We start from the raw sequence: 24,238 nt of genomic DNA, 5'->3' as shown, positions 1-24,238 counted from the left end.
AACAATTATTTTTCGTAGAAAACAGCCAGCCAGACGCTGTCCCGCTCCGGCGTGGTCCAGGCCACGCGGTGGCGTTGGCGCGGAGCTATGGCCACGCAATCGCCCGGCTCCAATTTGAGGCGCCGCGGCGGGTCCTGGTATTCCAGTTCCGCCGCGCCGGATAGCAGCAGCACCCACTCCGCCTCATCCTGTTCATACCAGAACCCATCCGGCGAAGAATGGCCGCGGGAAACGATGCGCTCGACGCGAAAGCCTTTGCCGCCGCTGAACAAGGTTTGCAGCCATTCTTCCGGCAATTCTTCCGGGATGTCGCCGAACAGATTACTCGGCACCGTGGCCTTCCTGGCGGAACAGCGCGTCCAGTTTCTGTTCGTAGGCGTGGTAGTCCAGGTGCGCATAAAGATCGGCGCGCGTCTGCATCGTGTCCAGCACCGCCTGTTGGCCGCCGTCGCGACGGATCGCGCCGTAGACGCCGAGCGCGGCCTGGCTCATCGCGCGGAAGGCGGACAAGGGATAGAGCACCAGGCCGACGCCGTGTTCGCCCAGCTCGCGGGTATTGAACAACGGGGTGGCGCCGAACTCGGTGATATTGGCCAATACCGGCACCTTCACCGCCTCGGCGAAACGGCGGTACATCGCCAGCTCGGTCATCGCCTCCGGGAAAATCATGTCGGCGCCGGCTTCGACGCAGGCGACGGCGCGTTCGATGGCGGCATCCAGCCCCTCCACCGCCAGCGCATCGGTGCGCGCCATGATCACGAAGCCGTCGTCGCGGCGCGCGTCCACCGCCGCCTTGACGCGGTCCACCATTTCGTTCTGGCTGACGATGGCCTTGTTGGGGCGATGGCCGCAGCGCTTCTGTTGCACCTGATCCTCGATGTGCACCGCGGCGGCGCCGGCCTTTTCCAGGCTGCGGACCGCGCGGGCGATATTGAAAGCGCCGCCCCAGCCGGTGTCTATGTCCACCAGCAGCGGCAGCGCGCTGGCGTCGGTGATGCGGCGCACATCGATCAGCACGTCTTCCAGCGTGGTGATGCCCAGGTCTGGAATGCCGCAGGAGCAGGCGGCGACGCCGCCGCCGGACAGATACAGCGCTTTGAAGCCGGAGTGTTCGGCCAGGCGGGCGGCATAGGCGTTGACCGCGCCCACCACTTGCAGGGGATGTTCGCTTGCAACTGCTTGGCGGAAGCGTTGGCCGGGGGTGCTCATTGCAATGGATTCCTAAGTAGTGATCTGAGACAAGGACGCCGGGGCTCAGGCCGGCGTCGGCGCATTGCCGAACACATGTAACGCCAATGTCATTCAAGCAAGTGCTTGGTAGGAGTTTAAAGGCTGCTTTGCGCGCTGGCAATACGGCTAAAACAAATGTTCAAGTTTCAGTCCAGGTCTGTTATGTTTCGCTGCTGAATCGCGTGGGGGAACTCATTGCAAGCGCTGTGGTCTAGTCACAGTCCACATAAACGACCACAAACACGACCAGTGGGCAAATCAGGGAGCATAACAACGACATGAGTGATCGGGATCTCGATCAACAGTTGGTGGAGCGTGCCCAGCGAGGTGAAAAAAGAGCTTTCGATCTGCTTGTTGCCAAGTATCAGCGACGTCTCGCCAGGTTGTTGTCGCGGTTTATCCGCGACGGCGCTGACATCGAGGATGTAACGCAAGAAGCGTTTGTCAAAGCGTATCGTGCCTTGCCGTCGTTTCGTGGCGAGAGCGCGTTTTACACATGGCTGTACAGAATCGGCATCAATACTGCCAAGAATTTCCTTAGCGCCTCCGGACGTCGTCCGGTGGTCAACAGCGAGATAGAGGACGAGGACGGCGAAAGCTTTGACATGGCGTCGCAGCTGCCCGACCTGAACACGCCCGAAACCGAGCTGATGAACAAGGAAATCCTGGCAACGGTCAATGCTGCCGTGGAGGCTTTGCCGGAGGAACTAAGAACCGCAATTTCGCTCAGGGAAATGGACGGTCTATCCTACGACGAAATCGCCAAGGTGATGGATTGCCCGATAGGCACCGTGCGTTCGCGGATTTTCCGAGCGCGCGAGGCGATTGCTGCCGAACTCAGGCCTTTGCTGGATACGGCCAAGAACAGAAGGTGGTAGGTATGAAAGAAACGATATCCGCGATGATGGATGGCGAACTGGACGACGGCGACGTAGCCAGAACCATCGCCGCCATTGGATCCGACAAGCAACTGGATGACGCCTGGGGCGCATACCATTTGATCGGCGACGCGATGCGGGCCAACCGCATGGCCGGCTTCGACGTGCGCGAGCGCGTGACGAGCCGACTGGCGGCGGAACCGACCGTGCTGGCGCCGCGGCGCTGGCTGCGCCCGGCGCGTGCGCGCACCGCAGGCGCGGTGGCGCTGGCCGCCAGCGTGAGCTTTGCCGCCGTGGTGGGCTGGCAGCAGCTCTCGCATCGAGGCGAGCCGGCTTCGCTGGTGGCGGACAAGGGCGTGCCGGTGCAGGTTGCGCAGCCGGCTCAGGCCAGCCAGCCGGAGCGTGATGATCCTTATCTGCTGGCGCACCAGGAAGTGACCTCCGATCAAGGCAATATGAAGGTGTCCTACGGAAACGGAGCTCGCCGTTAAATGCGTGTAATTCCTCTGATTAGTTTGATGGTTGTGGCGGCGGCGCCTGCCGCCCATGCAGAGGATGACTGGCAGCTGCTGCGCAATGTGGCGGCTGCCGGACGCCAGCAGGCGCTGAACGGCACCTATCTGCACCAAATGAACGGCACGCTGGAAACCTTCCACATCGTCAGGGAGGGGCAGGGCGACGCTACGCGGGAAAAGCGGACGTCGCTGGACGGCCCGTCCCGGGAAATCATTCGCAAGGGCAATGAGCTGGCCTGTTTCGCGCCGGACAAGAAGGCGCTGAACGCGGCCAAGATCAGCGCGATGCGCCTGTTTCCCGCGCTGCTGCCGGAAGACATGAGCGAGATCAACCAGTCGTATTCGCTCAAGCATGTCGGCAGCGACCGGGTGGCGCAGCGTGACTGCAGCCTGCTGGAATTGCGGCCCAAGGACAGGCAGCGTTACACCCTGCGCATGTGCGTGGAGCCGCTGACCTCGCTGCCCTTGAAAATGGTGACCCTGTCGCCCAAGGGCGAGGCGGTGGAGCAATTCACCTTCACCGATATCGATTTGACCGGTCCCAAGGACAAGCGCGCCTATCGGCCCAAGTTCTCGCAGAAATTCCTGCTGCGTCCGGGCGGGGCTTCGCAGCCGCAGGTTAGCGCGCAGGTCGATAACGATGTGTCCGGATTGCCGAACGGCTTCCACTTGCTGCGCTCGGTGCAGCGCAGCCTGCCGGGCCAGGCCGGCAAGTCGGTGCGCCACATGGTGTATTCCGACGGGCTGGTGATGCTGTCGCTGTTTGTCGAGACCCAGCCGGAAGGCGCGCGACTCGAACGCAGCAGCAATCTGCACGGCGCCATCAATATGGCTACCGGTCCGCAAGGCAGCTATCAATTGACCGCGGTGGGCGATATGCCCGAGCCGGCGATGATGGGGCTGCTGAAAGGCCTGAAGGTCAGCCTCAAGCCATGATGGCGCGTCCCGCTGGCGTCTCGGCGCGCAAACCCCGTTTCTTGCCCTTGGCGGCAAGGCGGGGTTTGGGTCCGATGGGCGCCGTGGCGGGATCGGAGCCGGCGCAAGTGTGCCGGCTCGTCTGTTTTTTGGCGCTCGGCCTTGCCGGCGCCGTAATCCCTCAGCCGGCATTCGTCGGCACGTCTTAAACACAACATATCAAGATGGAGCGCTCATGCCGGTCAAAAAACTGATCGTTTCCGCCATGTTGGCGGCCTCTATTATGGCGGGCGCGGTGCCCGCCGCAATGGCCGCGGAACTGCCGGACTTCAGCCAGATTGTCTCTAACGAGGGCAAGGCGGTGGTCAATATCAGCACCAAGTCCACGGTGCGCGAGGTCAGCAACGATTTGCCCGAGGGCATGAGCGGCGACCCATTCTTTGAATTCTTCCGCCGTTTCGCGCCGCCGCGCGCCCAGGAACGGCAGGAGTCCTCGCTGGGCTCTGGCTTCATCATTTCCGCCGACGGTTATGTGCTGACCAATGCTCATGTGGTGGCCCGCGCCGATGAAATCACCGTCAAGCTGACCGACAAGCGCGAGTACAAGGCCAAGGTGATAGGCGCCGATGCCCGCACCGATGTGGCGCTGCTGAAGATAGAGGCCGACAAGCTGCCGGTGGTGCGCCGCGGCGACGCCAATGCCTTGAAAGTGGGCGAAGGGGTATTGGCCATCGGCTCGCCGTTTGGTTTCGAGAATACCGCCACTTCCGGCATCGTCTCCGGTAAGAACCGCATGCTGCCGGATGAAACCTTCGTGCCCTTCATCCAGACCGACGCGGCGATCAACCCCGGCAATTCCGGCGGCCCACTGTTCAACACCCGGGGCGAAGTGGTGGGTATCAATTCCCAGATCTTCAGCCGTTCCGGCGGTTTCATGGGTATTTCCTTCGCCATTCCGATCGATGTGGCGATGGACGTGGTGGCTCAGTTGAAGGCCAGGGGCCATGTCAGCCGCGGCAAGATCGGCGTGGTGATCCAGGAGTTGAGCCAGGATCTGGCCGCCTCCTTCGGCCTGGCCAAGCCGGCCGGCGCGCTGATCAACGCGGTGGAGCCGAACGGCCCGGCGGCCAAGGCTGGCGTCAAGCCCGGCGACATCATCCAGCAGGTGGACGGCAAGCCGGTGGAGTCCGGCTCCGATCTGCAGCGCTTGATCGGCAGCATCCCGCCCGGCAAGCCGGTGACGCTGGGCCTGTGGCGCAACCGCGCGGCGACCTCGGCCAAGGTAGTGCCGGTGGAGCAGCAGGATCAGGACCCGCGGCTGGCGCAGCGTGAATACCGCGGTTCGCAGCAGGAGCGCCCGAACGAGCAGAGCTTCTCGCAGATCGGTTTGCGTCTGCAGGTATTGAACCCGGCTCAGCTGCAGCGCGCCGGCATCAAGTACGGCCTGCTGGTACGCGGCGCCAATAATGTGGCGATGCGCGCTGGCATCCAACCGGGCGACGTGATCGTCGGCATCGGCAGCGAGCCGCTGGCCAATGTCGAGCAGCTGAAGTCGGCCTTGTCCGCGGCCAAGAAAGGCTCGTCCATCGCCTTGCAAGTGCTGCGCCAGGGGATCACTCAGTTCATTCCGTTGCCGGTGGGCGACGGCAAGTGAGACTGACGCTGTATTTCCGCGAATACTGCAGCTTGTGCCATCAGATGCTGGCCGAGCTGCAGCCCTGGCGCGAGCGCTACGGCTTCGAGCTGGACGTCGTCGATGTCGACGCCGACCCGGAGCTGGAGCGCCGCTTCAACGAACTGGTGCCGGTCCTGATGGACGGAGAGCGCGAAATCTGCCATTGGCACCTGGACCAAGCCGCATTGGCTGCACATTTGGGCGAAATCGGCTAAAATCCGCGCCAGTGTGAGTTTATATCGGGGGCACCTGGGTGCCCCCGCTTGCTGGATGGGCTGTCAGCAGCCTTTAAGAGGTCGCAATCCTGATGATGAGCCGCTTTCATCAGGCCCGCGGCTTCCATCGGCAGTTCCGGGCACGCTAGCGTGCCCTTATCTTTTGCTGGATATCATGAAAAACATTCGAAATTTCTCGATCATTGCCCATATCGACCATGGCAAATCGACCCTGGCCGACCGCTTCATTCAATTCTGTGGCGGCCTGGAAATGCGCGAAATGAGCGCCCAGGTGCTGGACTCGATGGACATCGAGAAAGAGCGCGGCATCACCATCAAGGCGCAGACCGCGGCCTTGAGCTATAAGGCGCGCGACGGCCAGGTCTATAACCTGAACCTGATCGACACCCCCGGACACGTGGACTTTTCCTATGAAGTGTCGCGCTCGCTGTCCGCCTGCGAAGGCGCGCTGCTGGTGGTGGACGCCTCGCAAGGCGTGGAAGCGCAGACCGTGGCCAACTGCTACACCGCCATCGAGCTGGGCGTGGAAGTGGTGCCGGTGCTGAACAAGATCGACCTGCCGGCCGCCGAGCCGGAGCGCGTCAGCCAGGAAATCGAAGATATTATCGGCATCGAGGCGGCGGACGCGGTGCGCGCCTCGGCCAAGTCCGGCATCGGCATCGAGGACATTCTGGAAGAAGTTGTCACCAAGGTGCCGCCGCCGGTGGGCGAGGCCGACGGCCCGCTCAAGGCGCTGATCATCGACTCCTGGTTCGACAACTACGTCGGCGTGGTGATGTTGGTGCGCGTGATTGATGGTTCGCTGAAGCCCAAGGACAAGATCAAGTTCATGGCCACCGGCGCCGAGCATCTGTGCGAACAAGTGGGCGTGTTCACGCCCAAGTCCGTCCAGCGTCCGAATCTGAACGCGGGCGAGGTGGGTTTCGTCATCGCTGGCATCAAGGAATTGAAATCGGCCAAGGTCGGCGACACCATCACCTTGGTGTCCAAGCCGGCCACCGAGGCGCTGCCGGGCTTCAAGGAAGTGCAATCCCAGGTATTCGCCGGCCTGTATCCGGTGGAAAGCCACGACTACGAAGCGCTGCGCGACGCGTTGGAAAAACTGCAGCTGAACGACGCTTCGCTGAAGTTCGAGCCGGAAGTGTCGCAGGCGCTGGGCTTCGGCTTCCGCTGCGGCTTCCTCGGCCTCTTGCACCTGGAGATCGTGCAGGAGCGCCTGGAGCGCGAGTTCGACATGGATCTGATCACCACCGCGCCCACGGTGAACTACGAAGTAGTGATGAGAGACGGCGTGGTGGAAGTGGTGTCCAACCCGTCGCGGATGCCGGATGCCGGCAAGTACGACGAGTTGCGCGAACCCATCATCACCTCCACCATCCTGGTGCCTCAAGACTATGTCGGCGCGGTGATGACGCTGTGCAACCAGAAGCGCGGCGTGCAGCGCAATATGCAGTACATGGGCCGCCAGGTGATGCTGACCTACGATCTGCCGATGAACGAAGTGGTGATGGACTTCTTCGACAAGCTGAAGTCCACCAGCCGCGGCTACGCCTCGCTGGATTACGAGTTCAAGGAATTCCAGAGCGCCGATCTGGTCAAGCTGGACGTATTGGTCAATGGCGAGAAGGTCGACGCGCTGTCGCTGATCGTGCACCGTGCCTCCAGCGTCTACCGCGGCCGTGAACTGGTGTCCAAGATGCGTGAACTGATTCCGCGCCAGATGTTCGATATCGCGGTGCAGGCGGCCATCGGCGGCCACATCATCGCGCGCGAGACGGTCAAGGCACTGCGCAAGAACGTGTTGGCCAAGTGCTACGGCGGCGACATCACTCGTAAGAAAAAGCTGCTGGAAAAGCAAAAGGCGGGCAAGAAGCGCATGAAGCAAGTGGGCAATGTGGAAATTCCGCAGGAAGCCTTCCTGGCAATTCTTCAAGTAGGGGACAAATAAGTGGGCGGAAATCTGTTCTGGGTGTTTGTCGTGGCGGTGGCGATCGGCGGCATGCTGATCGCTTTTGGCGGCAAGAAGCAAGAAGGCGCCAAGGATTGGCCGCAGGCGGTGCAGTGGGGCTACCTGGCGGTGCTGATCGGCGGCTTCGGTCTGCTGTCCAACTATATGAGCTTCACCGCGGTGATGCTGGTCTTCGTGCTGATCACCGGCGCGGTGTGGTGCGCCGACAAGCTGCTGTTGGCCAAGCGCCGCGCCGCCGGTGCTCAGGCGGGTCATTTCGTCGATTACTCGCGCGGCTTCTTCCCGGTGATCCTGGTGGTGTTCCTGCTGCGCTCCTTCATCGCCGAGCCGTTCCAGATCCCCAGCAGCTCGATGCGTCCGGGCCTGGTGGTGGGCGATTTCATCCTGGTGAACAAATTCACCTATGGCCTGCGCGTGCCGGTGCTGAACACCGTGTTCGCGCCGGTGAACAAGGTGGAGCGTGGCGATGTGGTGGTGTTCAACTTCCCGCCCAACCCCAAGGTCAATTACATCAAGCGCGCCATCGGTCTGCCGGGTGATGTGGTCGAATACCGCGACAAGCGCCTGAGCGTCAACGGCAAGCCGCTGCCGGACGCCGACGACGGCAGCTACGAATACCTGGAGCAGGGCCTGATGATGGTCAATGCCCAGCGCTACAAGGAAACCATGGGTCAGCGCACTTACTCGGTGCTGAACAATGCCGGCACCCCGGTGGTGTCCTTGAGTCAGGTACAAGACTTCCCGTACCGCGACAACTGCCGCTATGATGACAATGGCTTTGTCTGCAAGGTGCCGGCCGGTCATTACTTCATGCTGGGCGATAACCGCGACAATAGCCTGGACGGCCGCTACTGGGGCTTTGTCGATGACAAGCTGATGGTGGGCAAGGCCTTCATGATCTGGATGAACTTTGGCGATCTGTCGCGCATCGGCAAGTCCATCCATTGACAACACCAGGACTGCAACCGGAGAGCATGATGCATTTCAGCCGTCAACAAGGTTTGTCCCTGTTTTCCGTACTGCTGCTGATGATAGTACTGGGCGGCGCCATCATGGTGGGCATGAAGGTGACGCCGGTGTACACCGAGTACGCCGAGGTGCGCCACGCGATCACCTCCTTGTCCACCCAGTCCAATGTCGGCGAGGCTTCGGTGCGCCGCGACTTCAATCAGCGCGCCAGTGTGGCCGGGATCACCTCGATCAAGGGGGAGAACCTGACCGTGGTCACCGGCAGCAACTTCGTTTTCGTGCGCGCGGTGTATCAGCGCGAAGTGCCGCTGTTCTCCAACGTCAGTCTGCTGTTCAAATTCGATACCCAAGCGGGCCAGCCTCCGCAATAAACCACGTGATACCAACCGATAATAGATTCCGGCGCCTGAGTCAGGCGCTGGATTACGCATTTCAGAAGCCGGAACTGCTGCGTCAGGCCTTGACGCACCGCAGTTACGGCGCCAGCAACAATGAACGTTTCGAATTCGTCGGCGACAGCATCCTCAATTACACCGTCGCCCGCATGCTGTTCGATCAATTCCCCAAGCTGACCGAGGGCGAGCTGTCGCGCTTGCGCGCCAATCTGGTCAACCAGAACACCCTGGCCGAGATCGCCCACGAACTCAAGCTGGGCGATTATCTCTACCTGGGCGAGGGCGAATTGAAAAGCGGCGGCTTCAACCGGCCGTCCATCCTCGCCGACGCGCTGGAAGCCACGTTCGCCGCGGTCAGCTTCGATTCCGATTTCCTGCGCGCCGAGCAGGTGGTGCGCCGGCTCTACGCCGAACGCGTGTCGTCCATCGACACCACCCGCCAGGCCAAGGACGCCAAGACCCGTTTGCAGGAAGCGCTGCAGGCGCGCAAGCTGGCCTTGCCCAAATACCGTATCCTGTCGCAAAGCGGCGAAGCCCATGAACAATGGTTCCGCGTCGAGTGCGACCTGGGCGAGTTGGCGATAGGCTCCACCGGCGAGGGCGGCAGCCGCCGCGCCGCCGAACAGCAGGCCGCCGAAGCGGCGCTGGTCCTGCTGGAACAAAAACTCGCTGCGAGCAAGAAACGCACATGACTGATATCCAATACCACTGCGGCTTTGTCGCCATCGTCGGCCGTCCCAATGTCGGCAAATCCACGCTGATGAACCATCTGATCGGCCAGAAGATCAGCATCACGTCCAAGAAGGCGCAAACCACGCGCCACCGCGTCACCGGCATTCACACCGAGAACAACGCTCAGTTCGTCTTCGTCGACACCCCGGGGTTTCAGACCTTCCACAAGGGCGCGCTCAACGAAACCCTGAACAAGAGCGTCAAGGACTCGCTGGGCAGCGTCGATTGCGTGCTGTTCGTGCTGGAAGCGATGCGCTTCACCGGCGCCGACCGCGAAGTGATGGCCTTGCTGCCCAAGCGCACCCCGGTGATCCTGGTGGTGAACAAGCTGGACAAGGCCAAGGACCGCGACGCGCTGCAGGCCTTCATCGCCGAGGTGCAGGCGGAATTCGCCTTCGCCGGCGTGGAAGTGGTGAGCGCCAAGCACGGCCAGCGTCTGAGCGAATTGCTGGAGCAGGTGCGGCCGCATCTGCCGGAATCGATGCCGCTGTATCCGGAAGACATGGTCACCGACAAGAGCGAGCGCTTCCTGGCCGCCGAGATCGTGCGCGAAAAGCTGTTCCGTTACCTGGGCGAAGAACTGCCGTACGAAATGAATGTGGAAGTGGAAATGTTCGAAATGGACGGCGAACTGCGCCGCATCCATATCGGCGTGCTGGTGGACAAGGAAAACCAGAAGCCCATCGTCATCGGCCGCGGCGGCGAGAAGCTGAAGAAGATCTCCACCGAGGCGCGGATGGACATGGAAAAACTGTTCGACGGCAAGGTTTTCCTGCAAGTCTGGGTCAAGGTCAAGTCCGGCTGGGCCGACGACGTGCGCTTCCTGCGGGAATTCGGCCTGGACTGACATCCCGATGCACTATCACTTGGCGCCGTCCTGCTGGACGGTGATTTTTTCTCTGCAGCAAGGACAGGACTTGCCCGGCAGCCGCGACTTGCTGGAGCGCGTCGCCAGGCTGGCGTCCTGCCAGACCGGTTTTCTCGGCCTGGAGCGCGGCGAGCCGGGCCGGGACACCGTGTCCTACTGGGACAGCGTGGAAGCCATCGCCGCCTGGCGCCAATGCGCGGAGCGTCTGATCGCGCAGCGCTACGGGCCGGAGGCCTGGTACCGGGTGTTCGCCTTCAACGTCAGTCCCGCCGCGGCCTGTCCGCGGCCGGCGTCGCCGGCCGGAGCCGCGGGATGAGCCAGCCGGGCAGGGTGGATCGTCAGCCGGCCTATGTGCTGCATACGCAGCCCTACCGGGAAACCAGCCTGCTGGTGGAAGTGCTCAGCCGCGATCATGGCCGTTTCTCGGTGGTCGCGCGCGGCGCACGGCGGCCGCGCGCCGATCTGCGCGGCCTGCTGCTGCCTTTCCAGCCCTTGACCCTGGCCTGGTTCGGCAAGGGCGAGCTGCGCACCCTGCACAGCGCGGACTGGGACGGCGGCGTGCCGCAGCTGTCCGGCCTGCCGCTGATCTGCGGTTTCTATCTGAACGAACTGATGATGAAGCTGACCGCGCGCGACGATCCCGAGCCGCGCGCCTTCGCCGTCTACGACGCGGCGGTGCGCGGCCTGGCGCGTCAGAGCGGCCTGGCGACGGTGCTGCGCCGCTACGAATTGAGGCTGACCCAGGTGCTGGGCTACGCGCCCAGCCTGCTGCACGACGGCGATGGCGCGGAAGTGGACGCCGACGCCAGCTACTGGTGCCAGGGCAATGCCGCGCCGGAGCGGGATGCCGGCCAGAGCTTGGAGCGCGGGCTGCGGCTCAGCGGCGCCAGCCTGCTGGCGATAGAAGCCGACGATTACGCTGCGGCGGCCACCCGGCTTGAAGCGCGGGCGTTGATGCGAGTATGGTTGAGCGCTTTATTGGGCGAGGAGCCGCTGGCTTCGCGCGAACTATTGCAAGCCGTCAATTCCCTGTCGGATTGAGGCGAAGCTAATCGGGAGAGAATATGATTCTGTTGGGCGTAAACATCGATCACGTCGCCACCTTGCGTCAGGCGCGCGGCACCCGTTATCCCAGTCCGGTTGAGGCCGCGCTGGTGGCGGAAACCGCTGGTGCCGACCTGATCACCCTGCATCTGCGCGAGGATCGCCGTCACATCCAGGACGCCGACGTGGTGGCGATGCGCCAGGTGGTCAAGACCCGGGTCAACCTGGAAATGGCGATGACCGAGGAGATGCTGGCCAATGCGCTGGCGGTGAAGCCGGAAGACGTGTGCCTGGTGCCGGAAAAGCGCGAGGAAGTCACCACCGAGGGCGGCCTGGACGCCATCGGCCATTTCGATGATGTCCGCCGCTACACCCGCAGCCTGCTGGACGCCGGCATCCGCGTGTCCATCTTCATCGACCCCGAGCGCGCGCAAATCCAGCGCGCCTGGGACGCCGGCGCGCGCGTGGTGGAACTGCACACCGGCGCTTATGCCGACGCCCATGACGCCGCGGCGCGCGAAGCCGAGCTGGCGCGCATCCGCGACGCCGCAGCCTTCGCCGCCGAGCTGGGCATGGTGGTCAATGCCGGTCACGGCCTCAACTACCACAATGTGCAGCCGATCGCCGCGATTCCGCAGATCGCGGAACTGAATATCGGCCACGCCATCGTCGCCCAGGCGCTGTTCGTCGGCTTCGCCGAGGCAGTCAAGGAAATGAAGGCGCTGATGGTGGCCGCGCGCGGCTGAGCGCTGTGCCTACCGTCATCACCCATGCCCTGGCCGGCGCGACGCTAGCCGGTCTGTGCGCGCCGCGTCCGCTGCGCGCCCCCGGCATGGCCGGCTGGCTGCTGCTGTGCGGCGCGGCGGCGATGCTGCCGGATCTGGACGTGATCACCTTCAAGCTGGGCATTCCCTATGCCAGCCCCTGGGGGCATCGCGGCATTTCCCATTCGCTGACGCTGGCCTTGATCGCCGGCGGCGTGCTGGCCGCGCTCGGGCGCCGCTGGTGGTCGCGGCTGGGTTTGGGGCCGCTGCGCGCCTTTGTCGTGCTGAGCCTGGTGGTGGCTTCCCATGCGCTGCTGGATATGTGGACCGACGCCACCCATGGGCCGGCGCTGGCGATGCCTTGGCACCAGGGCCGCTTCTTGTTCGACTGGCGGCCTATCGAGGGCTCGCCGCTGAGGCTGCATCGCTGGCTGGGCGCCAAGGGTCTGCGGGTGCTGAGCTCGGAGCTGCTGTACGTCTGGCTGCCCTGTCTGCTGCTGTGGCTGGTGCGCGCGGCGTGGCTGCGCAGGAGCGGGGAGGGCGGACGATGATTTACGGCATAGGTACTGATCTGGTGGAAATCGAGCGCATGCGGGTGATGTTCCAGCGCTGGGGCCTCAAGTTGGGTCGGCATATGCTGGCGCCGGCCGAGCAGCAGGCTTTTGCCGCCAGCGCTGATCCGGCGCGTTTCCTGGCCAAGCGCTTCGCGGTCAAGGAGGCCCTAGCCAAGGCGCTGGGTACCGGTGTGCGCGCGCCGGTGTTGCTGACCGCGATCTGGGTCGAGCATGATGAATGGGGCAAGCCGCTATTGGCGCTAAGCCCGGAATTGGACGAATTTTTAAGCCAGCGCGGCGTGGGCGCGCGTCATCTGTCCATCAGCGACGAGCGCGGCCATGCGCTGGCTTTTGTAGTGCTGGAGCGCTCCGCGCCCGGCTAGAGAGAAAGCAAACCGATGCAGCAGACTCAACAGAGCGCGGCCTTGCCGCGCGGGCCGGTGATGGCGGGCGTGGCCGGCCTGCGGCTGACGGATGAAGAGAAGCGGCGCTTGGCGCATCCGCTGGTGGGCGGGGTGATTTTGTTCCGCCGCAATTTCCAGGACATCGAACAACTGAAGGCGCTGACCGCGGAAATTCGCGCGCTGCGCAGCCCGCATCTGCTGATCGCGGTGGATCACGAGGGCGGCCGGGTGCAGCGCTTCCTCGACGGCTTCACCCGCCTGCCGCCGATGCAGGTGCTGGGCCGGATGTGGGAGCAGAATCGCGCGGCGGCCTTGGTGCAGGCGGAGAACGTCGGCTATGTGCTGGCCGCCGAATTGTCCGCCTGCGGCATCGATCTGTCCTTCACCCCGGTGCTGGACTTGGATTGGGGGCGCTGCGCGGTGATAGGCAACCGCAGCTTACACCGCGACCCGGCCATTGTGGCGGAACTGGCCGAGGCTTTGCAGCGCGGCCTGGCGCGCGGAGGCATGTCCACTTGCGGCAAGCACTTCCCCGGCCATGGCTTCGTCGAGGGCGACAGCCATCATCTGATGCCGGAAGACGGTCGCAGCCTGGCCGAGCTGGAGGCGGACGATCTGGTGCCCTTCGGCCGGCTGGCGGCGGCCGGCATGGGCTCGGTGATGCCGGCGCATGTGCTGTATCCGGCGGTGGACGCACAGCCGGCCGGCTTCTCGCAGGTGTGGCTGCAGCAGGTGCTGCGCGGCCAGCTGGGTTTTGACGGCGTGATCTTCTCCGATGCCTTGGACATGGAGGGCGCGGCCGGCGCCGGCAGCTTTGTACAGCGCGCCGACGCGGCCTTGGCCGCCGGTTGCGATATGGTGCTGGTCTGCAATGATCCCCGGCAGACCGATCTGATCCTGGCCCATCTGCGGCCGCCGGCGCAGCCGGAACTGGCGCGGAGGTTGGAGCGCATGGCCGGCCGGGCGGCGGATTGGGCGGCGGAGCTGGCCGGTCCGGCCTTCGCTGCGGCGCGCGCCCAGGTGGAGCGTTTGACCATGCCGGCGGACGCGATGCGCGGGCCGGATGTGGGTGAGGCCAATTAAGAGCGGCTAACAAACCCCTGATGCTGCGTTGAGCCGACTTGTCGTACTCAAAGTACTGCCTGCGTCGGCGCGCCTTGCCTCAGCCGTGAAACTGACAATGTTAGCCGCTCTTAAGGGGGGAGCGGAAAACGTCTTTTGCCACGGAAGGCCATGGGAGCAGGCAAGGTCTGTGGTTTCTTTTGCCATGGAAACACACGGAAAAACACGGACCAAAGACGGTAGAAGGTTTCGTGGGTTTCCTGGCCGAAGGAGTTGTCTTTTTCCGTGTCTTTCGTGTGTTTCCGTGGCTAATAAAGGTGGCTAAACAAACTGCACCGGCACGTAGAAGTCTCGCCCCGGGCGGCTGACCAGCACTTGCGGCTGGCCCTGGATCACCGCGCGGAAGGCGCGCGGCAGCCGGCGCCAGTCCATGAACTTCATCTTGATGCTGTCGTACTGCGCTTGGGTGTGTTCCATGGTGTTCTCCCGAAGGTTCAGTCCACTTTGTGGATGACGTTGGTGACGACGCCCCAGATATGGAAGGCGGCGTCTTCCGGCACCGGAATCGGCTGGAATTCCGGGTTTTCCGGCAACAGGCGGATGCCCTTGGCGGTTTTTTCCAGCCGCTTCACCGTCAGCTCGCCATTGAGCGCCGCCACGACGACCTTGCCATTGCGCGCTTCCGCCGCGCGGTCCACCACCAGCAGGTCGCCGTCATGGATGCCGGCGCCCAACATGGATTCGCCCTTGACCGTGACCAGGAAGGTGCTGCCCGGCCGCGGCGCCAGCCTGGCGTTGAGGTCCACGTCGTCTTCCTTGAGGTCGTCCGCCGCCACCGGCGAGCCGGCCGGCACGCTGTTGGCGAACAGCGGCAGCGACAACTCGCTGAGCTGACGCGCCAGCGTACGCACGTCGTCGGCTTGGGCGTTGTGGGCGGTGCGCCAGCTGCGGTAATCGTGCAGCCAGTCTTCCAGCACCGGCTTTAGCGGTTCCGGCACGCGGATGGCTACGGTCTTGTCGCCGCCGTAACTGGACTTGCGGCCGGCGCCGCTGCGTTTGCCCCCGTGGCTCATGGCTAATCCTCTGTAATGCAAGCAGATTTGATTGTGTACATTATCAAACGACAGGGCAAGTTTTTTTTGCGAGTGGCGGCGGCGAGCGCAAAAAAAGCCCGCTGACGCGGGCGGGTTTCGGCGAGCGGACGGCGCCTTCAGAGCCGGTAGAAGCAACGGGCGCAAACCGCGCGGTAGCGGGCGTTGCCGCCTATTTCCACCTGAGGGCCTTCCTTGACGCGGTGGCCGTCGGCGTCGATGCGGATGTGCATGGTGGCTTTTTTGCCACATTCGCAAATGGTCTTGATCTCTTCGATTTCGTCGGCCAGGGCCAGCAGCATGCCGGAGCCGGGGAAGGGTTCGCCGCGGAAGTCGGTGCGCAGGCCAAAGCAGATCACCGGAATGTTGCGGGTGTGAGCCAGCTCGTGCAGCTGATGCACTTGTTCCGGCGTTATGAACTGGGCTTCGTCTATCAAGATGCAGGCGGTCTGTCCGAAGTCCTCGGCCAGGAAGTTCAGTTCCGGCGAGAAGGTGCGGGCGTCGCGCTGCAGATTAAGGCGCGAGGTGATTTTGCCGAAGCCGTAACGGTCGTCCATGGCGCTGGTGAACAGCGCCACGGTCTTGCCCATGGATTCGTAGTTGTTGGCGATTTGCAGCAACTGGGTGCTTTTGCCGCTGTTCATCGCGGCGTAGCGGAAAAAGAGTTTTGCCATCGATGGATTCTCGGTGGGGCTTAAAGGTCGCCGCCGGTTTCCAGCACATAGCTGGCGCCGGCGTCTTGCGCCAGATGCTGGGCGAGGTAGGGCAGCACTTCGCGCAGCGTCTGCGGCAGCGTCCACGGCGCGTTGAGGATGAACATGCCGCTGCCGTGCATGCCGAAGCCGTCGCTGGACGGCTTTTGCACATGCAATTCGGCGCGCAGCCAGTTCTTGGCGCCCAGCTTCTTCATTTCCTTGGGCAGTTCCTTCATCTCCGCGCGCTGCAGGCAGGGATACCAGACGGCGTAGACCCCGGTGGCGAAGCGCTTGAGGCTTTCTTTCAGAGCGGTGATCACGTGCTGGTAGTCGCGTTTGTCCTCGTAGGGCGGGTCGATCAGCACCAGCGCGCGACGCGGCGGTGGCGGCAGAATCGCCTTGATCGCCTCGAAGCCGTTGGCCTGCTGGATTTGCACGCGGCGGCCGGCGTCGGCGAAGGTGTCGGCCAGCAATTGGTGGTCGGTGGGGTGCAGCTCGAACAGGCGCAGCTTGTCGCTGGCCGGCATCACTTCCGCCGCGCACCAGGGCGAGCCGGGGTAGAGCTTGAGTTCGCCGTCGGCGTTCAGGCTGCGCACTACCTCGACGTAGTTGGCGACGGCTTCCGGCAGGTCGTCGCGCCGCCACAGGCGGGCGATGCCGGATTCGAATTCGGCGTTCTTGGTGGCGTAACCTTCCACCAGCGAGTAGGCGCCGGCGCCGGCATGGGTGTCGATATACCAGTAGGGCTTGGCTTTCTGGCCCAGGTAGTTCAGGAGTTCGATCTGGATCAGATGCTTGAGCACGTCGGCGTGGTTGCCGGCGTGGAAGGCATGGCGGTAACTGAGCATGGCTGCGGGGTATGGCGTTTGTCAGCTGCGAATTGTACCGGATTCGGCGTGGCCGCGCAGCGCGTCCTCCAGTGCGGCGCGCCAGCCCAGTTGTTCCACCAGCCGCATGAAGTCGTCGGCCGGCGGCGCTTGCAGCAAGAGCGGCTGGCCGCTGTCCGGCAGGCTCAGCCGCATCGCGACGCAGGCCAGCAGCAGGCGTTGGCTGCCGAAATGCTCGGTGAACATGCGATTGTGGCGGCCCTTGCCGTGGGTGGCGTCGCCGATGATGGGGTGGGCGATGTGCTTGAGGTGGCGGCGCAGCTGGTGGCGACGGCCGGTGTGCGGCGTCAGCTCCAGCAGGCTGTAGCGGCTGCTGGGGTAGCGGTCGACCGCGATTGGCAGTTCGATGCGCGCCAGCGTGCGGTAGTCGGTGACGGCGGCCTGCGGCGTGGTGTCCACGGTTTCGCCTATCCATTCCAGGTCGTCCGGGCGGCGGCTCAGTGGGTAATCGATGCGGCCGGCGTCGTCGCTGTGGCCGCGGACCACGGCGATATAGCGCTTGTCCACCTGCTGGCGTTCGAACTGCCAGCTCATTTCGCGGCACATGTCCTTGTCCAGCGCGAACAACAGCACGCCGGAAGTGCCCTTGTCCAGCCGGTGCACCGGGTAGACGCGCTGGCCGATCTGGTCGCGCAGCAACTGCACGGCAAAGCGGGTTTCGTTGCGGTCCAGCGCGGTGCGGTGCACCAGCAGGCCGGAGGGCTTGTGGATGGCGATCAGCCGGTCGTCGCGGTAAAGAATCGGCAGCATGGGGCGGCTTGAAACGGATGGGGAAGGCCGGCATTGTAGGCGCTGCCGGCCGGCTTTGGAAGGCTGCCCCGGCAGTGGGGAATGCTCTTGGGGTGTAATTTTATGTCTTACGCTTCGATTACGTAAAAACCACAGCATTTTGACATGCTGTTGGCGTTTCTCCGCGGGGCTCGCGGCTTTGTCGGCATTTGTTGCGACATGATATTTCAAAGTAGAGAGGAAGTTGTTTACAGTCCATGGGTGCGTCATTACAATTCGCCGCGCTCAAACAAGAATGACAGGGCGGCGTCCATGCCGGTATCGACCCGTTTGCACCGGGGCGCGGCGGGACCGCATCTGCGCAACTGAATATGTAGTCGCGACGCTACATGACGCGAGGTTGGCAGGCGCCTTGCTTCGCTGCACGGCACGGGAACCACAGGGGGTGATCGGCGTGCGGGTTGACCAACAAACTCCATAGAGTCATAGAGATGAAAATCCAGCTGAAACGAATGAGCTTTGCCGTAGCGGCCGCGGTGTTGTCCACTTCCGCCTTCGCCAAAGAATTCTCGCCCGCCGTGGTCTACGACATGGCCGGCAAGTTTGACAAGAGCTTCAACGAGTCCGCGTACAACGGCGCCGAGCGTTTCAAGAAGGAATTCAAGATCAACTACCGCGACGGCCAGATCGCGTCCGAAGCGCAAAAAGAACAGCTGCTGCGCAATATGGCGCGCCGTGACGCCGACATCGTGGTGGCGATCGGCTTCTCCTTCACCCAGGCGGTGGAAACCGTGGCCAAGGAGTTCCCCAAGGTCAAGTTCACTCTGATCGACGCGGTGGCCAAAGGTTCCAATGTGCAGAGCATTGTGTTCAAGGAACAAGAAGGCGCCTTCCTGACCGGCGTGGCCGCCGCGATGGCTTCCAAGAGCGGCAAGGTGGGCTTTGTTGGCGGCATGGACGTGCCGCTGATCCGCGCCTTCGGCTGTGGCTATGTGCAGGGCGTCAAGTTCACCAACAAGAACGCCAGCGTGATCCAGAACATGACCGGCACCACCCCGCAGGCCTTTAACGACCCGGCGCGCGGCACTGAGCTGGCCAAGAGCCAGTTCGACCGCGGCGTGGACGTGGTGTTCGCCGCCGCCGGCGGCACCGGCCTGGGCGTGCTGCAAGCCGCCAAGGCCGCCGGCAAGTACTCCATCGGCGTGGACAGCAACCAGAACCACCTGTACCCCGGCTCGGTGTTGACCTCCATGGTCAAGCGCGTGGACGTGGCGGTGTTCAACACCTTCAAGGACGCCAAGAACGGCTCCTGGAAGCCGGAAGTCAAGGTGCTGGGCCTGAAGGAGGCCGGTGTGGATTGGGCGCTGGACGCCAACAACCGCAAGGTGATCACTCCGGCGATGGAGAAGAAGATCAACGCGGCCAAGGCTGACATCATCGGCGGCAAGATCAAGGTGGTGGATTACCGCACCAACAACAGCTGCCCGGTGCAATAAGCCGAGCGGAGTTTTCCCTGATCCGTTTCGGGGTGGCAGGCACGATGCATTCCATCGTGCCTGTTTGTTCATGCCGGAACGGAGTCAGGCTGGCCCTAACCAGGGAACAAGAACAAGCATGACCGAGTTTGCCATTGAGCTGGCGGGCATCAACAAGAGTTTTGGTGCCGTCAAAGCCAACCGTGACGTTACGATGAAAATCGCCAAGGGCACCGTCCATGGTGTTATCGGCGAGAACGGCGCCGGTAAATCCACGTTGATGAGCATTCTGTACGGCTATTACCAGGCCGACAGCGGCTCCATCCGGGTGAACGGCAAGGAAGCGCCTATCCGCAACAGCCAGGAAGCGATCGAGCTGGGGATAGGCATGGTGCATCAGCATTTCATGCTGGTGGACACCTTTACCGTGCTGGAAAACATCGTGCTGGGCGCCGAAGGCGGCCTAGTGCTGAAGAAGGGGCTGGACGAGGCCCGCGAGCATCTGAAAGAGCTCAACCGCAATTACTCGCTGGAGGTGGATCCGGACGCGCTGGTGGGCGATCTGGGCGTGGGCCTGCAGCAAAGGGTGGAAATCCTCAAGGCGCTGTACCGCGGCGCCGACGTGCTGATCCTGGACGAGCCCACCGCGGTGCTGACGCCGCAGGAAGCCGACCACCTGTTCCACATCCTGCGTTCGCTGAAGGCGCAGGGCAAGACCGTGATCCTGATCACCCACAAGCTGCGCGAGGTGATGGACATCACCGACGGCGTCAGCGTGATGCGCGCCGGCACCGTGGTGGCCAATGTCGCCACCTGCGACGTGGACAAGGAAAAGCTGGCCGACCTGATGGTGGGCCGCAAGGTCAGCCTGAAAGTGGACAAGGCCGAGCGCGAACCGGGCGCGGCGGTGCTCAGCGTCAAGAATCTGTGCCTGACCGACGCGCGCGCGGTCAAGCTGCTGGACCAGCTGAATTTCGAAGTGCGCGCCGGGGAGATCGTCGGCATCGCCGGCGTGTCCGGCAACGGCCAGTCCGAGCTGTTGGAAGTCTTGGCCGGCATGCGCGAGCCCAATGCCGGCGAGATGGTCTACAAGGGCGAGGACCTGCTGCGCCGCCGTTGCGGCGGCCAGCCGCGCGCCGCGCTCTACCGCAAGCTGGGCATCGCCCACGTGCCGGAAGACCGCTCGCGCGAGGGCTTGGTCAAGGCCTTCTCCAGCTATGAAAACGCCATTCTCGGCTATCACGGCGAAGCCGGCCTGGGCCGCGGCCCGTGGTATTCGCGCAAGCGGCTGCTGGCGCGTACCCGCGACTTCATCCAGCAATTCGACATCCGTCCGGGCAACCCGCTGCTGCGCGTGGGCCTGCTTTCCGGCGGCAACCAGCAGAAAGTGGTGCTGGCGCGGGAAATCCACGCCAATCCGGACCTGCTGCTGATCGGCCAGCCGACGCGCGGCGTCGACATCGGCGCGATCGAATTCATTCACAAGCGGCTGGTGGAACTGCGCGACGAGGGCAAGGCCATTTTGCTGGTCTCGGTTGAACTAGAAGAAATCCTGGCGCTGGCCGACCGCATCCTGGTCATGGCCGGCGGACAGATCACCGGCGAAGTGGCGGCCAAGGACGCCGACACCATTTCGCTGGGCCTGCTGATGGGGGGGCACAAGCATTGAAATTCGGACAACCTTCCACCTTGCCGCGCTGGGCGCAGCTGACGGTGCTGCCGGCGCTTAATCTGATGGCGGCGCTGCTGGTGACCGGCCTGGTCACTTGGCTGATAGGCGAAGACCCTTGGGAATGCCTGAAGCTGCTGATCAACGGCGCCTTCGGCTACGGCGAGGGCATAGGCTACACCCTGTTCTACACCACCGGCTTCATCTTCACCGGCCTGGCGGTGGCCACCGCCTTCCACGCCGGCCTGTTCAATATCGGCGGCGAAGGCCAGACTTATCTGGCCGGCCTGGGCGTCACCCTGGTGGTGCTGGGCTTCGACCACAGCCTGCCGCCGGCGGTGCTGGTGCCGCTGGCCATTCTGGCGGCAATGGGCTTCGGCGCGGCCTGGGCCTTTGTGCCGGGCTGGCTGCAGGCCAAGCGGGGCAGCCACATCGTGGTGACCACCATCATGTTCAACTTCATCGCTTACTCCTTGATGTTGTACCTGATCAGCCATCACTTGATCGAGGCCGGCTCGCAGAACCCGACCACGCGCGAATTCGGCCAAGCGGCGTGGATTCCCGCCATCCACGAAGTGGCGGCGCGTTTCGGCGTGGAAATTCCCACCTCGCCGTTGAACCTGACCTTCGTGATGTCCTTGCTGGCCGCCGCGCTGTTCTATCTGGTGGTGTGGCATAGCCGCTGGGGCTTCGAGCTGCGCACCGTGGGCACCAGCGAACCAGCCGCCCGCTACGCCGGCATGAGCGTCAGCCGCGTCATCATCATCGCCATGTGCGTGTCCGGCGCGCTGTCCGGCCTGGCCGCGGTCAACGAACTGATGGGTTCCGCCCACCGCATGAACGTGATGTTCACCAACGGCGTCGGCTTCGTCGGCATCGCCGTGGCGCTGATGGGCCGCAACCACCCGGTGGGCATCATCCTGTCCGCGCTGCTGTTCGGCGCGCTGACCCAGGGCGGCTCCGATCTGTCCTTCGAGAAGCCGATGATCACCCGCGAGATGATCATCTTCATCCAGGGTCTGATCATCCTGTTCTGCGGCGCGCTGGAAAACCTGTTCGAGCCGTTCATCGCCGGCCTGTTCAAGCGCAAGGACGACAAATAATGGAAATCTTCTTCAGCCTGCTCGATTCCACGCTGCGCGTGGCCACGCCGCTGATCCTGGCCGCGATGGCCGGCATGTTCTCCGAGCGCTCCGGCGTGGTCGACATCAGCCTGGAAGGCAAGATGCTGGTGGCGGCCTTCGCCGCCGCCGCCGCGGCCTTCACCACTCAGAACCCGTGGATAGGCATGGCCTGCGGCATCGCCGCCTCGGTGGCGATGGCGATGATCCATGCTTTCGTGTCGGTCACCTACAACGGCAACCAGCTGATTTCCGGCATGGCGCTCAACACCGTCGCCTCCGGCATCACCCCGGTGCTGGGCCTGGCCTGGTTCCAGCAGGGCGGCAACACCCCGCAGCTGCCGGACGAGGGCCGTTTCCACGAGATCGTGCTGCCGTTCGCCCATGAGCTGCGCGACGTGCCGCTGCTGGGCCAGCTGTACAGCAAGCTGCTGTCCGGCCACAGCATCCTGGTGTATCTGACCCTGTTCCTGATCGTGCCGCTGGTGACCTGGGTGCTGTACAAGAGCCGCTTCGGTCTGCGTCTGCGCGCGGTGGGCGAGAACCCGCACGCGGCGGACACCGCCGGCATCTCGGTGGCCAAGGTGCGCTACACCGCCTTGTTCTGGGGTGGCGTGCTGTGCGGCATCGCCGGCACCTATCTGTCGGTGTACCAGACCGGCAGCTTCATCAAGGAAATGACGGCGGGCAAGGGCTTCCTGGCGCTGGCCGCGCTGATCTTCGGCAAATGGAAGCCGCTGCCGGCGGTGCTGGGCTGCCTGGTGTTCGCGTTTGCCGACGCCATTCAGATCCGCCTGGAAGGCGTGGCGCTGCCGGGCATCGGTCAGATCCCGTCGCAAGCCATCGCGGTGATCCCCTATGTGCTGACCGTGCTGCTGCTGGCGGGCTTCGTCGGCCGCGCGGTGGCGCCCAAGGCGATAGGCATTCCCTTCGTCAAGAGCCGTTAAACCAACGATAAACCGGCTTTTCAGTCAGGTTAAAACCGCCAGAGGGCTTTGCCCCTGGCGGTTTTTTGTTATATATCCCATGCAGGGAACCTTGCGGGACTTCTCCATTCATAATGATTCTTAATATCGTCTGTCGTTGCGCCTAAGCAAACTCGTTCAAAAAATTTGAATTTATCGCGCTAATAATTTCGCTATCAGCGCATTGGGCGCTCTTTTATGATTCAACGGTATGACAGGTGCGGCTTTGCCGCCGATACGGAATAAGGAACTCGATGCAACGATACAGCCCCACTCAAATCGCCTTGCACTGGCTGATCGCCGTGCTGATCGTCGCCGCCCTGATCATGGGCTGGTATTTCAACAGCATGCAGATCACCTCGCCGGCCAGCTTCAAGCTGAAAGCGTCTATGATCGCCTGGCACAAATGGGTGGGCATCAGCGTGCTCGCGCTGGCCGTGCTGCGCCTGATCTGGCGCGCGCGCCGCGGCGCGCCGGCACCGCTGCCGGGACAGCCGGCCTGGCAGCTCAAGGCCGCCGGCCTGATTCACCTGCTGCTATACGCGCTGATGCTGGCCATGCCGCTGGTGGGCTGGCTGATGAGCTCGGCCAAGGGCTATCCGGTGGTGTGGTTCAACTTGGTGCAACTGCCGGACCTGGTGGACAAGAACGAGGCGCTGGGCCATGTATTGGGCTGGAGCCATGCGCTGATGGCCTACGCCATCGTCGCCATCGTCGGTCTGCACGCACTGGCGGCTCTGAAGCATCATTTCATCGATCGCGACGCCACGCTGGCGTGGATGCTGCCATCCTGTCGCAAAGGAGATACTCAAGCATGAAATTTCTGACTTCACTCGCATTGAGCGCCGCCGTGGCGCTGACGATGGCGCCGGCCCAGGCCGCGCAAACGCTGAACGCCGCCAAGAGCACGCTGGGCTTCAGCTTCAAGCAAATGAATGTGCCGACCGAGGGCCGCTTCAAGAGCTTCGCCGCCAACGTCAGTTTCGACCCGGCCAAGCCTGAGGCCACCAAGGCGGTGTTCACCGTGGACTTGGGCAGCGTGGACGTGGGTAGCGCCGACGGCAATACCACGGTGCGCGGCGCGTCCTTCTTCAATATCGCGAGCTTGCCCAAGGCCAGCTTCACCGCCAAATCGGTGAAGGCGCTGGGCGGCGGCAAATTCGAAACCCGCGGCACGCTCAGCCTGAAGGGCATCAGCCGCGAAGTGGTGTCCCAGTTCACCGCCAGCAGCGCCGGCGGTGAAACCACGCTGCAAGGCAGCTTCCCCGTGCAGCGCCTGCAGTTCAAGGTGGGCGATGGCGCTTGGGACGATACCGAGGCGATTGCCGACCTGGTGACCGTCAAATATAAATTCGTTCTGACCGGCAAGTGATCTTGCCATTCTTTCCCTGGAGAA

29 protein-coding genes are annotated in these 24,238 nt (G+C 63.4%); 22 read left to right on the top strand and 7 right to left on the bottom strand.

The features are described from left to right. Positions 1 to 5: 5 nt before the first annotated feature. The gene (locus VI26_RS16270) at positions 6 to 332 is read right to left on the bottom strand and encodes a cupin domain-containing protein (RefSeq protein ID WP_048410790.1); all 327 of its coding nucleotides are present in this window, start codon (positions 330 to 332) and stop codon (positions 6 to 8) included. Further along, a complete protein-coding gene (prpB, locus tag VI26_RS16265) occupies positions 322 to 1,209 on the bottom strand; it encodes a methylisocitrate lyase (RefSeq protein ID WP_048410789.1) in 888 nt (295 codons plus the stop codon). Before prpB ends, VI26_RS16270 begins: the two co-directional genes overlap by 11 nt. A 299-nt stretch (positions 1,210 to 1,508) precedes the next feature. On the opposite strand from prpB, the gene rpoE reads away from it, so the two are divergent. The 16 genes from rpoE (at position 1,509) to nagZ (ending at position 14,231) form a co-directional block, all read left to right on the top strand. Then, entirely contained in the window at positions 1,509 to 2,108 is a 600-nt protein-coding gene (gene rpoE / locus VI26_RS16260; RefSeq protein WP_043641588.1) for an RNA polymerase sigma factor RpoE, read from the top strand. A 2-nt stretch (positions 2,109 to 2,110) separates the two neighbouring features. Further along, on the top strand, positions 2,111 to 2,599 hold the full coding sequence (locus tag VI26_RS16255; RefSeq protein ID WP_048410788.1) for a sigma-E factor negative regulatory protein: 489 nt from the start codon (positions 2,111 to 2,113) through the stop codon (positions 2,597 to 2,599). Continuing rightward, positions 2,600 to 3,559 carry a MucB/RseB C-terminal domain-containing protein gene (locus VI26_RS16250; protein ID WP_048410787.1) on the top strand — a complete coding sequence of 320 codons (960 nt, stop codon included), beginning with the start codon at positions 2,600 to 2,602 and terminating at the stop codon, positions 3,557 to 3,559. Between the two features lie 214 nt (positions 3,560 to 3,773). Beyond that, on the top strand, positions 3,774 to 5,192 hold the full coding sequence (locus VI26_RS16245; protein WP_048410786.1) for a DegQ family serine endoprotease: 1,419 nt from the start codon (positions 3,774 to 3,776) through the stop codon (positions 5,190 to 5,192). After that, entirely contained in the window at positions 5,189 to 5,428 is a 240-nt protein-coding gene (locus VI26_RS16240; protein WP_048410785.1) for a glutaredoxin family protein, read from the top strand. Before VI26_RS16245 ends, VI26_RS16240 begins: the two co-directional genes overlap by 4 nt. A 175-nt stretch (positions 5,429 to 5,603) precedes the next feature. Continuing rightward, a complete protein-coding gene (gene lepA, locus VI26_RS16235) occupies positions 5,604 to 7,397 on the top strand; it encodes a translation elongation factor 4 (protein ID WP_048410784.1) in 1,794 nt (597 codons plus the stop codon). Then, entirely contained in the window at positions 7,398 to 8,366 is a 969-nt protein-coding gene (gene lepB / locus VI26_RS16230; protein ID WP_048410783.1) for a signal peptidase I, read from the top strand. Positions 8,367 to 8,395: 29 nt separating this feature from the next. Continuing rightward, entirely contained in the window at positions 8,396 to 8,758 is a 363-nt protein-coding gene (locus VI26_RS16225; protein ID WP_048410782.1) for a DUF4845 domain-containing protein, read from the top strand. 5 nt (positions 8,759 to 8,763) lie between these two features. Beyond that, positions 8,764 to 9,474, top strand: coding sequence for a ribonuclease III (rnc, locus tag VI26_RS16220; RefSeq protein ID WP_048410781.1), 711 nt, complete (start codon positions 8,764 to 8,766; stop codon positions 9,472 to 9,474). After that, positions 9,471 to 10,361, top strand: a complete 891-nt coding sequence (era, locus tag VI26_RS16215) for a GTPase Era (RefSeq protein ID WP_048410780.1) — start codon at positions 9,471 to 9,473, stop codon at positions 10,359 to 10,361. Before rnc ends, era begins: the two co-directional genes overlap by 4 nt. Before the next feature lie 7 nt (positions 10,362 to 10,368). Beyond that, positions 10,369 to 10,698 carry an antibiotic biosynthesis monooxygenase gene (locus tag VI26_RS25040; protein ID WP_048410779.1) on the top strand — a complete coding sequence of 110 codons (330 nt, stop codon included), beginning with the start codon at positions 10,369 to 10,371 and terminating at the stop codon, positions 10,696 to 10,698. Next, positions 10,695 to 11,423: a DNA repair protein RecO gene (recO, locus tag VI26_RS16205; protein ID WP_048410778.1), complete on the top strand. Its 729-nt coding sequence runs from the start codon at positions 10,695 to 10,697 to the stop codon at positions 11,421 to 11,423. Before VI26_RS25040 ends, recO begins: the two co-directional genes overlap by 4 nt. Before the next feature lie 23 nt (positions 11,424 to 11,446). Continuing rightward, positions 11,447 to 12,172, top strand: a complete 726-nt coding sequence (gene pdxJ / locus VI26_RS16200) for a pyridoxine 5'-phosphate synthase (protein WP_048410777.1) — start codon at positions 11,447 to 11,449, stop codon at positions 12,170 to 12,172. Positions 12,173 to 12,177: 5 nt separating this feature from the next. Then, complete coding sequence (locus tag VI26_RS16195) at positions 12,178 to 12,741, top strand: metal-dependent hydrolase (protein ID WP_197081499.1); 564 nt, start codon at positions 12,178 to 12,180, stop codon at positions 12,739 to 12,741. Beyond that, complete coding sequence (acpS, locus tag VI26_RS16190; protein WP_048410776.1) at positions 12,738 to 13,127, top strand: holo-ACP synthase; 390 nt, start codon at positions 12,738 to 12,740, stop codon at positions 13,125 to 13,127. The genes VI26_RS16195 and acpS overlap by 4 nt, the downstream gene beginning before the upstream one ends. A gap of 15 nt (positions 13,128 to 13,142) precedes the next feature. Then, a complete protein-coding gene (gene nagZ, locus VI26_RS16185) occupies positions 13,143 to 14,231 on the top strand; it encodes a beta-N-acetylhexosaminidase (RefSeq protein WP_048410775.1) in 1,089 nt (362 codons plus the stop codon). A gap of 300 nt (positions 14,232 to 14,531) precedes the next feature. Here the strand turns inward: nagZ and VI26_RS24835 are convergent, their stop codons facing one another. From VI26_RS24835 to VI26_RS16165, 5 genes are all read right to left on the bottom strand, one after another. Then, entirely contained in the window at positions 14,532 to 14,687 is a 156-nt protein-coding gene (locus VI26_RS24835) for a hypothetical protein (RefSeq protein WP_167604380.1), read from the bottom strand. Between the two features lie 17 nt (positions 14,688 to 14,704). Beyond that, the gene (locus tag VI26_RS16180) at positions 14,705 to 15,283 is read right to left on the bottom strand and encodes a LexA family transcriptional regulator (RefSeq protein ID WP_048410774.1); all 579 of its coding nucleotides are present in this window, start codon (positions 15,281 to 15,283) and stop codon (positions 14,705 to 14,707) included. Positions 15,284 to 15,420: 137 nt separating this feature from the next. Beyond that, positions 15,421 to 15,975 (bottom strand): thymidine kinase, encoded by a 555-nt coding sequence (locus VI26_RS16175; protein ID WP_048410773.1) that lies wholly within the window; start codon positions 15,973 to 15,975, stop codon positions 15,421 to 15,423. Between the two features lie 20 nt (positions 15,976 to 15,995). Beyond that, entirely contained in the window at positions 15,996 to 16,844 is an 849-nt protein-coding gene (locus tag VI26_RS16170) for a 23S rRNA (adenine(2030)-N(6))-methyltransferase RlmJ (protein ID WP_019102592.1), read from the bottom strand. 21 nt (positions 16,845 to 16,865) lie between these two features. After that, entirely contained in the window at positions 16,866 to 17,633 is a 768-nt protein-coding gene (locus VI26_RS16165) for a tRNA pseudouridine(65) synthase TruC (protein ID WP_048410772.1), read from the bottom strand. A gap of 470 nt (positions 17,634 to 18,103) precedes the next feature. Between VI26_RS16165 and VI26_RS16160 the strand changes: the two genes are divergently transcribed. The 6 genes from VI26_RS16160 to VI26_RS16135 all read left to right on the top strand — a co-directional run bounded on the left by VI26_RS16160 (position 18,104) and on the right by VI26_RS16135 (position 24,214). Beyond that, positions 18,104 to 19,108: a BMP family protein gene (locus tag VI26_RS16160; protein WP_156183911.1), complete on the top strand. Its 1,005-nt coding sequence runs from the start codon at positions 18,104 to 18,106 to the stop codon at positions 19,106 to 19,108. A 118-nt stretch (positions 19,109 to 19,226) separates the two neighbouring features. After that, positions 19,227 to 20,756, top strand: a complete 1,530-nt coding sequence (locus VI26_RS16155; RefSeq protein ID WP_048410771.1) for an ABC transporter ATP-binding protein — start codon at positions 19,227 to 19,229, stop codon at positions 20,754 to 20,756. Beyond that, the gene (locus VI26_RS16150; protein ID WP_231464709.1) at positions 20,753 to 21,859 is read left to right on the top strand and encodes an ABC transporter permease; all 1,107 of its coding nucleotides are present in this window, start codon (positions 20,753 to 20,755) and stop codon (positions 21,857 to 21,859) included. The genes VI26_RS16155 and VI26_RS16150 overlap by 4 nt, the downstream gene beginning before the upstream one ends. Continuing rightward, positions 21,859 to 22,824: an ABC transporter permease gene (locus tag VI26_RS16145; RefSeq protein WP_048410769.1), complete on the top strand. Its 966-nt coding sequence runs from the start codon at positions 21,859 to 21,861 to the stop codon at positions 22,822 to 22,824. Before VI26_RS16150 ends, VI26_RS16145 begins: the two co-directional genes overlap by 1 nt. A 272-nt stretch (positions 22,825 to 23,096) precedes the next feature. Beyond that, entirely contained in the window at positions 23,097 to 23,660 is a 564-nt protein-coding gene (locus VI26_RS16140; RefSeq protein ID WP_048410768.1) for a cytochrome b, read from the top strand. Continuing rightward, on the top strand, positions 23,657 to 24,214 hold the full coding sequence (locus tag VI26_RS16135) for a YceI family protein (RefSeq protein WP_048410767.1): 558 nt from the start codon (positions 23,657 to 23,659) through the stop codon (positions 24,212 to 24,214). The genes VI26_RS16140 and VI26_RS16135 overlap by 4 nt, the downstream gene beginning before the upstream one ends. Positions 24,215 to 24,238 lie beyond the last annotated feature (24 nt).

Source organism: Chromobacterium sp. LK1 (assembly GCF_001043555.1).
Lineage (GTDB): Bacteria > Pseudomonadota > Gammaproteobacteria > Burkholderiales > Chromobacteriaceae > Chromobacterium > Chromobacterium aquaticum.
The sequence above is the reverse complement of the archived record's forward strand: the minus strand, read 5'-3'. Positions and strand labels throughout refer to the sequence as shown.